Genomic DNA, 15,481 nt, shown 5'->3' with positions numbered 1-15,481 from the left:
CGATTTATCCATCGCACAATGGTTGCAGGATGCATCTGGGTATCGTTTCCAAGCGAAAGGACCGCCATGGACAACCGTATAGGAGCTGTCGTTGCCCGCGAACGCAATGCGCTCGGCCTCACGCAGGAGGAACTCGCGCGCCGCTTAGGAGTAACCAAAGCAGCCGTCTCCAAGTGGGAACTTGGTCAGAGCATGCCCGACGCGGCGCTGCTACCAAGCATTGCGGCGCAATTCGCGCTCAGCATTGACGAGCTCTTTGATTGGCGAGCGCACCTCACCGACGCCGAAATCGAGACGTGCGCGCAAACTGCCCGCGAGAAGCTCGCTGCCGATGCGTCTCAAGGGGCGACGTACGTTCGAATGCGCGCACGCGAGCATCGTTCGTGTTGGAAATTGCTCGTTCGCTTGGCATCAGAGCTGCTGAGCGCTGCAAACCGCGTGGCGATCGGCATCTGCCAGGACGCGCCTGATGACGAGCAGGCACAAGAACGTGCGCGAGAGACGATGTGCACACTAGCTGAGGACGCACGCTCGCTTTGCGAACCGGTGCTTGATGGATGCAACGACGCGGAGCTCATGGCTGATGCCACACGCGTTTGCGCGGCGTCCTCCGTGCTCACCGGCAAACCCACCGAAGCGATTGCGCGGCTCACGCCACTCTACCAAGCGCAAACGCATCGCGTAGGAACAGAGCTCGCCTCCGCGCAGCTGGCCGCCGGCGAGCAGGAAGAAGCCGCAGCGACGCTCGCCGCATGCGTGACGGCATCCGCTTTAGAGCTGACCTCGCTTGCAGGGACCTTGTTAACGCGCGCAGCATCCGCGACCGAGGTCGCCGCATATGTCCATGCGATGGAAGCAATCGACCGCGCATTCGACCTCTCTCATCGCTCCGCACCAACGCTGCCTGCTATGCATATCGCCGCCGCAACGATCATGAACACGCTCGGCGATGATGCGGCGGCACTCGAGCTGCTCGAGCGAGCGGCAGGTGAGGTATGCGCACTCGGCAACGGGCGCATTCCAGAGAACCCGCTAGGAAACCGCGTCGCAAGCAACATGCTGCCCGCGATTACCGACGATGAGGCGCTCGCCCATATGCGCGAGAGCGCAAGCTACGCCCGCTACCCCGAGGCCGCTCGACACATGATTCTCGACGCGCGCCTCTGGGGAGCTCTCGCGCAGAGCCCCGAGCATGCGGCTCTCGCAAAACGACTCGATGCCGAGTGAAGGCCCTGATCACCTGATGCCGCCGCGATGCCACTCAGTGCTATCGCGAAAATTGTCGAATGAAATGGACGATTTTCAAAGTCAAAAGCAACAATTTGTACGACAATCATCGCGAGAAGCACAAACGCACTCCAGCAGTGACACTGCCTACCATCGCACTGCAAACTATCATGCTCCCAATCTAAGTCGCAGGCCGTAAGCGCAGGAGGGCGGACATATCGCGCTGGCGAAGTTTTGCAAGATGGGCGGGCATATCGCGCTGGCGAAGTTTTGCAAGATGGGCGGACATATCGCGCTGGCGCAGTTCCGCAGAACAAGGGCCCCAGAAGGGACCCTTGTTCGAGGACTGTTTGAGCACAGCACGATATGCCCGCCCCTCCGTCGGGATCGAGCGGCCTTCGCTTACCCCGTGTTCTGAAGCCCCGCAGAAACGCCGGTCACGGTCGAAAGGATGAGCGACAAGAGCTCCGCCTTCGCCTCCTCGGAGAGCTCTTCCTGCTGCTCACGCACCACGCGAAGCGCGCGCACCTGTGCGAGCGACAAGGCATCCACATAGGGGTTGCGCACGCGCACCGCCCGGCCAAGCACATGGCGATGCTCCAGCGGCCACGCGTCGCCCACGATGGCGAGCGTCCACTTTCGCGTGAGCTGCATCTCGTCGTACACCTTTTTCGCAAGGTCATCGCGGTCGCCGAGCGCCAGATACATCTTGGCGATACGCCCGTCGGTCTTCGCGATGGACATCTCGATGTTATCGATGAAGGTGCTGAAAAGCGGCCATTCACGGTATGCGCGCTGCAAAAGCTCAAGGTCGCCGAGCGACTCGCAAGCACTTCCCAACCCGTACCAAGCCGCCAGGTTGATGCGCGCCTGAGACCACGAGAACACCCACGGAATGGTGCGAAGATCGTCGAGGGACTGCGCCCCCAGGCCGCGCTTGGCCGGACGCGAGCCGATGGGCAGCAAGCCCACCTCGGTAAGCGGCGTCACGATAGAGAACCACGGCGCGAAGTCGTCGGTGTTCAGCAGGTCGAGGTACCGGTCATGCGAGACATCGTTCAGGCGTTCCGCCATCTCTGCATAGCGCTCGGTGGTCTCGGTGTTGGTCCGCTCCACGGAAGGCGCAGAGTTGAGCAGCGTCGCCGCGGCAACGCTCTCGATGTGGCGGCGGGCCAGAAGCGGGTTGCCGTAGCGCGCGAAGATGACCTCGCCTTGCTCCGTCACCTTGAAGTGGCAGTTAACCGAGCCCTTGGGCTGCGCGAGCACCGCTCGGTTGGCGGGACCGCCGCCGCGGCCCACGGCGCCGCCGCGGCCATGCATGAGCACGAGGTCGATATCATTCTTCTCCGCCCATTCGGCGATACGCGCCTGCGCGGAGTGAAGTGCGAGCGTAGCGGTCGTGGGGCCGGCGTCCTTCGACGAGTCCGAGTACCCGAGCATGACCTCCATCTTGCGATTGGTCTGCGCCAGGCGCTTCTGCACGGCAGGCAGCTCGAGCATCTCGTTCAGCACGTCGACGCAGCCCTCGAGGTCCTCGAGCTGTTCGAAGAGCGGAATCACGTCGAGCGCGGGCACGTCCTCCGGGTGAGCGAAGGCAAGCTGGGCGAGCTCGTATACGTCGGCCACGTGCTGGGCGCTCTTGGTGAAGCTGATGATGTAGCGATGCGCCATCTTCTCGCCGTAGCGCTTCTGGATGGAACCGATCGCGCGGAACGTATCGAGCACTTCGCGCGTCATGGGCGCAAGGTCGCCGTGGCGGCCGTGCTCGCGCAAATCGGCCAGCGCGCGCGTATGCACGAGCGAATGCTGACGGAACTCCATCTCGACCATATGGAAGCCGAAGGTCTCGACCTGCCAGATCAGCGTCTGCACCGGACCGTACGCCGCGCGGGGCGCGCCGGCATCGGCAAGCGAGCGCTGCACGATGCGCAGATCGGCCAGGAAGTCGTCGGCAGAGCGATACATGGTGTCGGCATTGCGACGCACCGTGGCGTCGAGGCGGTCGGCCATGACGAGCATCACGGCGCGATGCGGCTCGGACGCGCTGATAGCGTCGGCACGGCTCGTGAGCACCTCGCTCATCTCGACCTGATGGTTCCAGAGATTGAGCAGCTCGTCGGACGGCTTGGTGTAGCGTGCCTCGAGCGTGAGGTTGCGCCCCACGCGGCGGCACTTCTCGGCAAGCTTCTGAACCATATGCGTAGCGAACTTAGCTGCTACCTGCCGCGATACCTTAGCGGTGACGTTGGGATTGCCGTCGCGATCCGAACCGATCCAGCTACCGGGATGGAAGAACGCCGGGCACACCGGCGGCACCGAGCCGGCATACTCGCCCAGAACCCAGTCGTCGAAACGACGATATACCTCGGGAATGGTATCGAAGAGCGTGTTGTCGAAGATATCGATGATGGTATCGGCTTCCTCGACGGGCGTCGGCTTCTTCACCGCGATGGGGCTCGTGCGCACGAGAGCGTCGATCTCCTGCAAGAGATGCCGCTCGTTTTCCACGAGAGCAGAGCCGCCAAGGCGCGGATGCTCGCCCAGCAGCTGCGAAATGCGACGGATCTTGCCTTCGACGGCCTTGCGGCGCGCCTCGGTGGGATGCGCGGTAAAGACCGGATGAAACTCGAGCTTGGCCAAGAGCTGCGTCGCCGGACCGCCCCCCATCTCGCGCACGAGCTGGTCGTAGGCCACCGTGAGCTCATTCGACGAATCGATGGCAGAGTCGATGGAAACCTCGCGCTCGCGCTCAAGGAGCGTCTCCACGCGGTAGTTCTCTTCGGAGAGATTCGCCAGATGGAAGAACGACGTAAACGCGCGCACCACCATCTGCTTCTCGTCGATATCAAGGCTATCGAGCATAGCCACCGCATCGCGGAACGCGCAGGCGCTCTCGGTGTCCGCAGTGGGCACGCCCTCCCCGTCGGTGGTCTCGGCCGCAGCCATGCCGCCCGGGTCGCCCTCGTTGGCGCGGGTCACGTTGTTGAGCAGCTGATCAAAGGTGTCACAAAGCTTCGGACTGTAGTCGCGGAGCACCTGCCGCTCCAAGCGCATGAAAAGCGCCAGGTTATCGCGCAGGCTCTCGGGCAGCTCGATCTCAGCGTAGCTTCTGATCACGAGGTCGGTGTCGGCAGCGCCGAGCTTATGCTCCGCCACCTCGCCGCCTAGATAGCCGCCGTTGCTTACACTCTCCACGGTGCCTCCTTACTGGTCGGGAACATCCCACAATGGGCACGCCGCGTCACATTATAGGGAAGTTGCTCCGTTGCGGCCGCATACCGCCGAAGCGATAACGACTATTCATATCTCTGTTCATATCGCGAACCACGACTATGGCTGCAGCCCTAGAGCCGAGCCTTAGGGGCTACAAGCGCGCACGAACCTCTTCAACGAGCTCATCGCGCGCGACGAGCGCTTCGTCATGCGTTGCCATGTCGCGCAGGCGCACGACGCCCTGGGCAAGCTCATCGCCACCCACCACCGCAATGAGGCGCACGCCGAGCTTATCGGCCTGCTTGAACTGGCTCTTGAGGGAGCGGCCCTGATAGTTCGCCTCGGTTCGCACGCCCGCCTTGCGCAGCTCATGGGTGATGCCGAACACCTCACCGCGAAGCTCGTCGCCGGCGTTCGCCACGTACACGCAGGGCTCGAGCTCGTCGCCAAGCTCTACGCCGAACGCCTCGAGTGCGAGCATTGCCCGCTCGAAGCCCACCGCGAAGCCAACGCCCGGGGTCGGCTTGCCCCCCTCGAGCTCCACGAGCCCGTCGTAGCGCCCGCCGCCGCCGATGGAACCCACGCCTGCACCCGGCGCCTCCACCTCGAAGACCGTGCGCGTGTAGTAGTCCAGACCGCGCACAAGGGTCGGGTCCTCGATATAGGCGATGCCCGCCGCATCGAGGTAGCGTTTAACCTGCTCATAGTGGCCGCGGCATTCGTCGCAAAGCTCATCGCGCATGAGCGGGGCGTCTTTCATGATTTCGCGGCAATGGTCGTTCTTGCAATCGAAGGCGCGCAGCGGGTTGAGCTCTGCGCGCTCGCGGCATTCGTCACACATATCGTCCGCATGGTCGAGGATGAACTGACGCACCTTATCGCGGTATGCAGGCCGGCACGCCGGATCGCCCATCGAGTTGATGAGCAGGCGCAGCTTGGAAAGGTCGAAGCCCAGGCGCTGGTAGAACTCCATGAGCATGATGATGCACTCGGCATCCGCCGCCGGATCGGGCGCGCCGAGCCATTCGATACCTACCTGGTGGAACTGGCGCAGGCGCCCCTTCTGCGGGCGCTCGCCGCGAAACATCGCCTCGGCATAGTAGAGCTTGACGGGCGAGGCACCCTGCGGCACGAGGTTGTTCTCTACCACGGAGCGCACCACGCCGGCCGTGCCCTCGGGACGAAGAGCGAGGCGCTGCTTGGCCTTGAGCTTGGCATCCGTGCCCTCCGCGAGCGCGCGCTCAAGGTTGGCGCCCGAGAATACGCGGAACATCTCCTTGCGCACCACGTCGGTGGATTGCCCGATGCCGTGCACGAACACGTCAACCTGCTCGATGGCAGGCGTCTCCACCGGCTCGAAGCCGTACGGCCCGAACACCTCGGCAGCCACACGCTGCATGCGCTGCCATGCGCGCATCTCGCGCCCGATCAGGTCCTTGGTGCCCTCTGCTTTCTGTGCCTGCATGGCATGCCTTCCCATCGTCAATCGCCCTGCGCGGCGAGTCAATCTACCCGAGAAGCTCGCTCGCGCTACGGTCTCGTGCTATTCGGGCACTTATTATATGGGCGCGAGTTTTCCCTCGCAAACCGAGCCCGTCCGCAAGGGCAATCTCGACATAAGTTGGCAATGGGCCGCGATGGCGGAGTCGGAGTAAACTGTCGAGTTGACGGTGAAGGCGCGGCAACAGAACCGGAGGTGGCCCTCGATCCTGAAGCAGCCGCCTGCCCATTGCCGCGCCTTCAATCCGGCCGCACAAACCAACGCGTATGAAAGAGGCACCCATGCATCAATTCCGCAACGACTACAGCGAGGGCGCCGCGCCCGCGATTCTCGACGCGCTTGTGCGAACTAACCTCGAGCAGTGCGTGGGCTACGGAGCCGACGAGCATTGCTCCCGGGCAGCCGCGCTCATCCGCGCCGAAATCGGGCAACCAGATGCCTCCGTCACCTTCGTTCCCGGGGGCACGCCGGCAAACATCCTCGCCATCACGAGCCTGACCGAGGAGTTCGAGGGCCCGCTCTGTGCCGCCGATGCGCACCCCACCATTCACGAGACGGGCGCGATCGAGGCGCACGGACGGCGCCTCCTGGCCACGCGCGACCCCTTGGGCCGCCTAACCTGCTTAGGCATGGAGCCGCTTTGGGCCGCCAGCGTGGCAAACGGCGCCGCCACCACGCGCCCCGGCATGCTCTACTTCTCGCAGACGAGCGAGCTCGGATATGTGTATACGCGCGCCGAATTCGACGCGCTCTGTGATTGGGCCGCCGAGCGCGAGCTTGCTGTTTACGTGGACGGCGCACGCATGGCAAGCGGCTGCATGGCGGCGGGCACGGACCTCACCATTCAGCACATCGCTGAGCGAGCAGACGCGTTCACCTTGGGAGGAACGAAGAACGGCATGCTCTTCGGCGAAGCTCTCGTGGTGAGCCCGCGCACCGCGCGCGGACGCCGCGCCATCGAGCGGCTCCCCTACCTCACCAAGCGCGCGGGGCAGCTCACCGCAAAAGGGCGCGTGATGGGCGTGATGTACGAGGCGGCCTTTGACCCCGCAACGCGCGATGCGGCGGGCGAGGTGCTCTACTGGCAGCTCGCACGGCATGCGAACGCCTGCGCTGTCGAGCTCGCACGCGGCCTCGCAGACGCCGGTTATGAGCCGCTCCTTTCGACAACGGGCAACCAGCAGTTCTTCTGGGCCACGACGGGAGAAGCGGCGCGCCTTGCCGAGGGCCTCGGCTGCGAACCCATGGCGGCCGACGACCCCTCCGGTACCGGACGCGGGCTTGTCCGTTTCGTGACCAGCTGGGCAACCCCGCAGAACGCAGTCGCCGAGGCCGTTGCCTTCGCCCGCTCCGTGAAGGAATAGGGGCCGATCGAGGGCTCACCCCGAAGAAAAGATTGCAACAATATGCAAGACAGGGACCCGAAACCGAGTCCCTGTCTTGCATATTGTTGCAATCTGTTGCGTCAGGAGCGACTATGGCAGTCCGCATGCCTTCCCAGCCACAGCACCCGCGCGGCTACAGCACCTGCGCGACGTAGACCACGTTGGTGGACACCTGGCTGCCCGGCACGATCACGGGGATCGCGGGGTCGCCGGCGGTCACGACCACGAGGTCGTCCTTGTTCACGATGCCAGACTCCTTAGCCTCGACCATCGCGTTGTTCACCACGTACGCGATGCTCCCCACGGTGTGGCCGGAAAGCTTGGGCTCAACGCCCCAGTACACGGTCATCTTGCGCATGGCCCACTCGTTGGGCGTAGCCGCCTGGATGGGCAGCACCGGGCGGAAATTGGACACGAGGCGCGCGGAGCGGCCAGAGTTCGTCGGGGTGAGAATGGCCTTGGCGCCCACGTTGAACGCCGTGGTCACCGCGGAAAGACCCACGGCGGCATTCACGCGGTTGCGGCCGGGATCGATAAGGTCGAAATCGAACGGCTTGTGCTCGGGAATCGTCGCCTCGGTGGTGAGCGCGATGTTCGCCATCATCCGCACGGCCTCGAGCGGGTACTTGCCAGCGGCGGACTCGCCGGACAGCATAACCGCATCCGTGCCGTCGTTGATTGCGTTGGCAACGTCGGTAACCTCGGCGCGCGTGGGGCGCGGGTTGCGAATCATGGAATCGAGCATCTGCGTGGCCGTGATGACCGGCTTGCTCGCCGCGTTGCACTTAGCGATGATCTCTTTCTGGATGGTGGGGCACACCTCCGGCGCCACCTCTACGCCCAGGTCGCCGCGGGCGACCATGATGCCGTCGGACACCTTGAGGATCTCGTCGAAGTGATAGACCGCCAGCGCGCACTCAATCTTGGGGAAGATGTCCACGTGCTCGCCGCCGTTCTCACAGCAGAGATGGCGAATCTCGCGCACGCCATCGGCGTCGCGGATGAAGGAGGCAGCAATGAAGTCGATGCCCTCCTCCAAGCCGAAGAGGATATCCGAACGGTCCTGCTCGGTGATGCTCGGCAGCGAAAGCTTTGCGTTGGGCACGTTCACGCCCTTCTTCTCACCAAGCTCGCCACCGTTCTGAACGGTGCAAAGGATATCTTGGCCCTCGACGCTATCGACGGTGAGGCCGATGAGGCCGTCGTCGATGAGAATCGTGCTGCCCTCGTGCACCTCGCGCGGCAGCTCGAGGTGGTCGAGGTAGAAATGCTCGGCGGTGCCCTGGAGCTCCTCGGAGGTCTCGGCGGCAGTCACCGTGACCTGGCTGCCGGCAACAAGCGTGACCTTGGCATGGCCTTCAAGGAAGCCGGTGCGGATCTCGGGGCCCTTGGTGTCGAGCAGGATGCCCACGGGGATGTCGAGCTCGCGGGAGATGCGCTTCACGCGCTCCATGCGCTCATGGTGCTCTTCATGGCTGCCATGGCTGAAGTTGAAGCGGGCGACGTTCATGCCCGAAAGAATCATCTCGCGAAGGATGTTCTCGTCGTCACACGCCGGTCCCATGGTGCATACGATCTTGGTGCGCTTGTTCATGAATTCCTCCATCTGAGCCGTTCGTCATAGCCTACGGAGCGGCGCGGCGCTGGCCCGTTCCATTTGTCTATATAGTAGAGAATCGCACGTCGAAATGATATGACGCGACGCGCGCATTTTCTGCATCCCTCAGACCATAAAGCAAGAACCCCCCAGCATGGCGCGGGTCCTGCGAAGTTCTTGCCAAATGTTTGCCTGCTGCTTGCACGAAGGTTACGTTGGACGCCCATGGGCCACGTGTGCCCTGGAAGAACAGCCCCTCAGCTGGATGGAACCCTCCAACAGGACAAGACCAGCCGGGCGAAACCTTCCAGCTGGGCGAATCCAGCTGGGCGAAGTCTTCCAGCCGGGCGAACCCAGCCGGTCGAAGTCTTTCAGCTGGGCGAACCCCCAACCAGGCTATCCCCCACTAGACGGAAAAGTTTTCGGGCAGAAAATCGCTGAATTGAGCTATTAATAACCCCTCTTTTCGGCGAATTCCTGCCCGAAAATGCAATAGCGTGTGGGCGGATGGATGTACGAGAAGGTGCTCGGGTGGCGCTACTGCTGCGGCGCCGACCCCGTTGCCACTCCAGTTCTGTTGCTGCAACGAAGCCGTTACCACGGCACTCCCCTCCCCTATTTGAAACCTCTAAATGCAAGTGGCGCCGAAGGTTCCCAAGCCGTAATCCGCAGCGCGAAGCGCAAGGACATCGGCGTGGAACCTCCGGCGCCACCGTCGGAAGTTAGGAAGGCTTCGAGCTTACGCGCGACCCACGGAGCCCAGGTTCTCCATGCGGACCTTCACGATGTTCGTGATCTCGGCCATGCCCTGCTTGGCGGGCTTCTTCGGATCGAACACGCCGGGGTTCTCGGCCATGAAGGCCATGTAGCCCTTGGTGTAGGCCTGACGCAGCTCGGTGGCGTAGTTCACCTTGCAGATGCCGTTCTTCACAGCCTCGGCCACCTGCTCATCGGGCACACCGGAGGTGCCGTGCAGCACGAGCGGCACATCCACGGCAGCGCGGATGGCCTTCACGACCTCCTGCTCGATGTGTGGGGTCTCGGTGTAGACGCCGTGCGCGGTGCCCACGCCAATAGCGAGCGAGGTGCAGCCGGTGCGCTCGACGAACTCGCGCGCCTCCTCGGGGTCGGTGTAGGGGTTCTCGCCCTCGACCGCCGGACCGTCGTCCTCCTTGCCGCCGACTTTGCCGAGCTCAGCCTCAACTGGCACGCCCATGGCGGCACCGGCGCGGGCAACGCTCGCGGTAAGGGCGATGTTGTCTTCGAAGGACTCGTGGCTGCCGTCGATCATGACGGAGGTGTAGCCGGTGCGGAAGGCCTGCATGCAGCGGTCGTAGCCGTCACCATGGTCGAGGTGCAGCGCCACCGGCACATCGGTGCGGGCGGCAGCGGCGGCCACCATGCCGTAGAAGTAGTCGAGGCCGGCAGTCTTGATGGTACCAGGGGTGGTCTGCATGATAACGGGAGACTTGGTCTCCTCCGCGGCGGCGAGGACCGCCATCACGAACTCGAGGTTCTCGACATTGAAGGCACCCACAGCGTAGTGGTTCTTCTGCGCGTCGAGCAGCATCTCCTTAGTGGTAACGAGCATTGTGTCTCCTCTCCCTGCCAAAGGCAGCTAAACCTTGCGTTTATTGTACGCAGCACAAGGCAAGAGCAGAATCAGAATCCTTCGGGCGAGCTCGGCCAAAAGAGCAAATAAACACAAGGCCTGACTTGACCAACACGACTGTAACTGCGAGCTCTACATGCTTTTTGCATATAAAGGAAAGCATTATTGTTGCTTTTATTTTCCTTTTAAGCTTGAAAGGAAACACACTATCTGCATATTCATAGAATCGCCTGCCGATATTCCCAGCCGGACGGACGCCGCTCGCTCTCGGGAAACGCTGACTTTATCTTTGGGGCGATCGGGATTGCAGCTTTTGGGCACTTCGGGGCGGAGGGCCAGGGTATCCACGCCGCGGCCGGGAGGGCGCCGGCCGCCTGAGCTGCGCCTTTCCCTTCCCCTCGCTTTCCTCTACCCGCCTGCCGCGTCGGGAAGTGCCCAAAAGTTGAAACCTCGACGGGACGGATGCCTCCGACACCCGATAATCAGCATCTCCCTAGCGCACCGCCCTCCCCCGTCGGCGCGCGGCTCGTCCCGGCCAGCCACACCTCCCTCCCCGGCCTGCGCGCCGCTCTCCCGCCAGCGCGCCGCCCTCCCCGTCCAGCGCGCCACCACGCGTATTTACGTTTTTAATCATTTCGGCAAAATCGAAAGCATAAACGGTTCAAATTGACCGGTGAACTACAAACTTGCATTAGTTCTGCAGGTCAATAGATTCTTTCGAAATCTTTCGTATACCATTACCGCAAGAAGTCGCATCGTGTCTAAGCCGTGAGCCGGCCAAGCAATCGGCGCTGCGGTGCGAAATCGTGTTCCCATAGGGTTCGGCGCTCAGGCGCCGAGAATTCGAAAGGAGGGCTGCGTGGCACAGTACGACATCATCGCGGCCACCGGTTGCCCAACGGGCATCGCGCATACCTTCATGGCGAAGGAGGCGCTCGAGAAGGCAGCTGCCGAACGCGGGCTCACCATCAAGGTCGAGACCCACGGCCAGGTTGGCATCGAGAACGAGCTCACGCGCGGCGAAATCGCCTCGGCGCGCGCCGTCGTTGTCGCCGCCGACAAAGACGTTCAGGCTGAGCGCTTCGCTGGCAAGCCCATGGTTTCCGTGGGCGTCTCCAAGGCGCTCTCGGTCGAAGAGGCCGGCAAGCTCATCGACCGTGCGCTCGCCGCTAAAGGCGACGCCTCCGCAGTCGCCGCGGTGGCAGAGGACGATGATCTCGAAGAGAAGGAATCCATCGGCCACCAGATCTACAAGCACCTCATGAACGGCGTCAGCCACATGCTGGTCTTCGTGGTCGCAGGCGGCGTGCTCACCGCCATCTCGTTCCTGTGGGGCATCACGTCTTACGACTCCACCGCCTCGGATTACAACTCCTTCGCCGCCATGCTGAAGATCATCGGCGGCATCGCCATGAACCTCATGGTGCCCGTCCTCTCGGCATACATCGCCGAATCCATCGGCAAGCGCCCGGCACTCGTCCCCGGCTTCGTGGCCGGCATGATCGCCATCCAGGGCCTGCCCGTGAACGCCGAGACCGGCCTCATCGACGCCGGCGGCTCGGGCGTGGGCTTCGGCTTCCTCGGCGGCATCGTGGGCGGCTTCCTCTCCGGCTACACCATCGTGCTGCTCGAGAAGGTCTTCTCCAAGATCCCCGAGAGCCTGAACGGCCTCAAGGCGATCTTCCTCTATCCGCTGTGCTCCACTGCGATCGTGGGCCTCGTCATGCTCGGCATCTCCGGCCCCATGGCCGCCATCAACCAGGGCATGATGGACTTCTTGCAGGGTCTCTCTAGCTCCGGCCCCGTGGTTCTGGGCCTCGCCATTGGCTGCATGTGCGCCTTCGACATGGGTGGCCCGGTCAACAAGGCCGCTTACACCACCGGCACGCTGCTTCTGGGTACCGCCCTTGAAGCGGGCGTGGGCACCGAGACCTACAACTTCGGCACCAACTTCATGGCCGCCGTCTCCGCCGCGTGCATCGTTCCGCCGCTCATCACCACCTTCGCCGTCATCGTGGGCAAGAAGTACTTCAGCCAGGAAGACCACGACGCAGGTATCGTCAACCTCATCCTGGGCTGCACCCACATCACCGAGGGCGCCATTCCGTTCATGACCAAGAACATCATCCCGGTCATGCCCATCATGATGATCGGCTCCTCCATCGCATCCATCCTGACCATCTTCTTCAACGTTCACGATCCCGCGCCGCACGGCGGCTTCCTCGTGCTTCCGGTCGTCGAGAACGGCCCGCTGTGGGTGCTCGCCATCCTCATCGGCACCGTGGTGGGCGGCGTGCTCTTCACCGCGTTCAAGAAGTACGACTACGACAAGAACGCCAAGAAGGCCGCCGAGCAGCCGGTGCTCGAAACCGCCGGCACCGCGACCGCTGCCGTGAAGGCCGCACCCGCCGCACAGGCACCGCAGACCACCGACTTCGTGAAGCCCGAGCAGGTCTTCGTGGGCGAGTCCTTCGCCTCCCGCGACGAGCTCCTCACCTTTGTCTCGAAGAAGGCCGTGGAGCAGGGCATCGCCCAGGACGCCGACGAGCTCATGAGCGCGTTCATCGCCCGTGAGAACATGGGCACCACCGGCATGACGGACAACTTCGCCATTCCGCACGCCAAGTCGACCACGGTGACCAACGCCGCCGTGATGGCCATCAAGACCTCCGACATCGCTGGCTGGGAGACGCTCGACCAGAAGCCCGTCGAGGTTGCGATCGCGCTCCTCATCCCCGATATCGAGGCCGGCACCACGCACCTCAAGCTGCTCTCCAAGGTTGCCGAGGCACTCATGGACGACGAGTTCCGCTCCGCCGTCAAGGGAACCGATGACGCGGCGACCATCGCCAAGCTCATCAATGACCGCTTGAACGCCTAAACGCTCGCAAGGGGTATCATCGGGGAGTGAAGCCGCGTGCTTCGCTCCCCTTCCCCTCAAGAAAGGCCTTCCATGATTTACACGCTCACCACCAACCCCGCCATCGACATGAACATCACGTCGGACACGCTCTCGCACGACCACATCAATCGGACGCGCGACGCGGTCTACACGCCCAACGGCAAAGGCCTCAACGTCTCGTTCACGTTGAAGCACTACGGCGTCGACTCGACGATCCTGGGCTTCTTCGGTGGCTTCTCCGGCGAGTTCATCGTTCGCGAGGCGGGACGCATCTGCCCGGTCAAACCCATCGAGATCGATGGCATCACGCGCATCAACGTGTTCCTCTCCACACCGGAGGGCGAGTTCGTTATGCCGAACGCCGGAGCCCCGGTACCGCGCACCAAGCAGGAGGAGCTGCTCGAGCTGCTGCGCGGGCTCGACGATATGAGCTGCCTCATCGTGTCGGGCAGTCTCTCGCCCGAGATGGACCCGAGCTTCTATGACGAGGTCATCGACATTGTGCGAGAGAAGGGCGCCGAGTTCGTGCTCGACATCTCGCATGCGCATCTGCGCGAGCTCATCGAGAAGAAGCCGCTGCTTATCAAGCCGAACGACGACGAGCTTGCCGATATCTTCGGCGAGGCCATCGAGTCTCGCGCCGATGCCGTGGCCGCACTCGGACGCCTGCACGAGCACGGGGCGCAGAACGTGCTGCTCACCCTTGGCGGTGACGGCGCGTATTTCTCGAACGGAGAGCACGTGTGGCATGCAAGCGCCGCCAAGAAGGACTCGATCCTCTCTACGGCTTGCGCGGGAGACGCCACCCTCGCAAGCTTCCTGTCGCTGTGGCTCGCCGACCGCGGAGCCGTGGAGCCGGCGCTCACGCGCGCCATGGCAACCGGCGCCAACGTTACCATGTGCGCGGGTCTGGGAGACTTCGCCCGCGTTGACGAGCTTGCCAAGACCGTGCACGTCAAGCAGGTCGCGTAGAGGCGCAAACCTAAAGGCGCATTCGCAACCGCGCGCCCCGAGGCGCACGGACGAGATGCGGCGCAAGGGGATGGTATCATCTCGTTGCGCCGCATTTTTATGCAGCGACATTTGGAAAGGCACGTCATGGCAGACCAAACGACATCGACCCCATCGGCGCCGGCATCCGAGCGAGCCTCCGCGAACGCCGCAGCAACCACCGCAGCACCGGCGCAGGCTCCCGCTCCCAGCGCCGCGATGACGACATCCGAACAGGCCGCCGCGCAGGCAGATGCCCCCGACCGTCACATGCTTGCCAGCGAACGGCGCGGGCTCATCCTCAGCATGCTCCGCGACCACGGATCGGTGAGCGTGTCCGACGTTCGCGCGCGGTGCGGGGTTTCAGCAGTGACCATTCGCAACGACCTTGCCTACCTTGAAGACGAAGGTCGCCTGAAGCGCACCCACGGAGGCGCGGTGCCCGCGAGCGAATACATCGTTCCCGTCGTTTCGAAGCGCATCCACAAGAACGTGCGCGCCAAACAGGCCATAGCCCAAGCCGCTGCTGAGCGCGTGCGCGACGGCGAGATGATCCTTGTGGGCTCGGGGTCAACGACTCTGGAATTCGTGAAGGCTCTGACCGAGAAGCAGAACCTTACGATCGTTACGAACTCCTGCCACATCATCGAGTTTGCCGAGCAGCACATGCCCCAGGTAACGATCATCTCGACAGGTGGGCAGCTTGCGCGCACCTGGCGCCACTACACCGGCTCATTTCTCGCGGCAAGCCTCGCCGACGTCTATGTAGACCAGGTCTTTCTTGGTGCGGATGGCTTCGAGCCGAGCTTTGGCTTCCTTGCCGAATACGAGGAGACCGCACGCGCCAAGGTCGAGTTCATGCGCCACGCACGCAGCAAGATCATCCTCATGGACGCGACGAAGGTCGGCGCGAGCCAGTTGTTCCTGCGCTTCGCCAAGCCACACGACGTCGACTGCGTCATCATGGATTATGACCCTGAAGGCCTCGTTGCCTCTGCTTGCAACGATGGGGCACGGCCAGTGCAGGTCCTCGAGACGCTCGCGTAGCATCACA

The 15,481-nt window shown here is 63.2% G+C and carries 9 protein-coding genes; 5 read left to right on the top strand and 4 right to left on the bottom strand.

Annotated elements, in window-relative coordinates; genetic code table 11:
• Window positions 1-66 precede the first annotated feature (66 nt).
• Window positions 67-1,227, top strand: coding sequence for a helix-turn-helix domain-containing protein (locus HGEM_RS09805; protein WP_019128894.1), 1,161 nt, complete (start codon window positions 67-69; stop codon window positions 1,225-1,227).
• A 402-nt stretch (window positions 1,228-1,629) separates the two neighbouring features.
• On the opposite strand, the gene HGEM_RS07920 is transcribed toward HGEM_RS09805, so the two are convergent.
• Entirely contained in the window at window positions 1,630-4,344 is a 2,715-nt protein-coding gene (locus HGEM_RS07920; protein ID WP_420834433.1) for a phosphoenolpyruvate carboxylase, read from the bottom strand.
• 247 nt (window positions 4,345-4,591) lie between these two features.
• A complete protein-coding gene (gene hisS, locus HGEM_RS07915) occupies window positions 4,592-5,905 on the bottom strand; it encodes a histidine--tRNA ligase (protein WP_019128892.1) in 1,314 nt (437 codons plus the stop codon).
• A 317-nt stretch (window positions 5,906-6,222) separates the two neighbouring features.
• Between hisS and HGEM_RS07910 the strand changes: the two genes are divergently transcribed.
• Entirely contained in the window at window positions 6,223-7,305 is a 1,083-nt protein-coding gene (locus HGEM_RS07910; protein ID WP_019128891.1) for a threonine aldolase family protein, read from the top strand.
• 154 nt (window positions 7,306-7,459) lie between these two features.
• On the opposite strand, the gene pyk is transcribed toward HGEM_RS07910, so the two are convergent.
• A complete protein-coding gene (gene pyk / locus HGEM_RS07905) occupies window positions 7,460-8,920 on the bottom strand; it encodes a pyruvate kinase (protein WP_022349959.1) in 1,461 nt (486 codons plus the stop codon).
• A 742-nt stretch (window positions 8,921-9,662) separates the two neighbouring features.
• Window positions 9,663-10,514, bottom strand: coding sequence for a class II fructose-bisphosphate aldolase (locus HGEM_RS07900; RefSeq protein ID WP_019128889.1), 852 nt, complete (start codon window positions 10,512-10,514; stop codon window positions 9,663-9,665).
• Between the two features lie 940 nt (window positions 10,515-11,454).
• On the opposite strand from HGEM_RS07900, the gene HGEM_RS07895 reads away from it, so the two are divergent.
• From HGEM_RS07895 to HGEM_RS07885, 3 genes are all read left to right on the top strand, one after another.
• A complete protein-coding gene (locus HGEM_RS07895) occupies window positions 11,455-13,416 on the top strand; it encodes a fructose-specific PTS transporter subunit EIIC (RefSeq protein WP_420834432.1) in 1,962 nt (653 codons plus the stop codon).
• Window positions 13,417-13,488: 72 nt separating this feature from the next.
• Window positions 13,489-14,409 (top strand): 1-phosphofructokinase family hexose kinase, encoded by a 921-nt coding sequence (locus tag HGEM_RS07890; protein WP_019128887.1) that lies wholly within the window; start codon window positions 13,489-13,491, stop codon window positions 14,407-14,409.
• A gap of 126 nt (window positions 14,410-14,535) precedes the next feature.
• A complete protein-coding gene (locus HGEM_RS07885; RefSeq protein ID WP_019128886.1) occupies window positions 14,536-15,474 on the top strand; it encodes a DeoR/GlpR family DNA-binding transcription regulator in 939 nt (312 codons plus the stop codon).
• Window positions 15,475-15,481: the final 7 nt, after the last annotated feature.

It is taken from the genome of Enorma massiliensis phI (genome assembly GCF_000311845.1).
Classification (GTDB): domain Bacteria; phylum Actinomycetota; class Coriobacteriia; order Coriobacteriales; family Coriobacteriaceae; genus Enorma; species Enorma massiliensis.
Note: the sequence above shows the minus strand (reverse complement) of the source record. Positions and strands in the feature narration are given on the sequence as shown.

Excerpts from the sequence above, each read along its gene's own strand:
- HGEM_RS09805 (WP_019128894.1), top strand. The coding sequence starts at position 67 with ATGGACAACCGTATAGGAGCTGTCGTTGCCCGCGAACGCAATGCGCTC.
- hisS (WP_019128892.1), bottom strand. The coding sequence starts at position 5,905 with ATGCAGGCACAGAAAGCAGAGGGCACCAAGGACCTGATCGGGCGCGAG.
- HGEM_RS07910 (WP_019128891.1), top strand. The coding sequence starts at position 6,223 with ATGCATCAATTCCGCAACGACTACAGCGAGGGCGCCGCGCCCGCGATT.
- pyk (WP_022349959.1), bottom strand. The coding sequence starts at position 8,920 with ATGAACAAGCGCACCAAGATCGTATGCACCATGGGACCGGCGTGTGAC.
- HGEM_RS07900 (WP_019128889.1), bottom strand. The coding sequence starts at position 10,514 with ATGCTCGTTACCACTAAGGAGATGCTGCTCGACGCGCAGAAGAACCAC.
- HGEM_RS07895 (WP_420834432.1), top strand. The coding sequence starts at position 11,455 with ATGGCGAAGGAGGCGCTCGAGAAGGCAGCTGCCGAACGCGGGCTCACC.
- HGEM_RS07890 (WP_019128887.1), top strand. The coding sequence starts at position 13,489 with ATGATTTACACGCTCACCACCAACCCCGCCATCGACATGAACATCACG.
- HGEM_RS07885 (WP_019128886.1), top strand. The coding sequence starts at position 14,536 with ATGGCAGACCAAACGACATCGACCCCATCGGCGCCGGCATCCGAGCGA.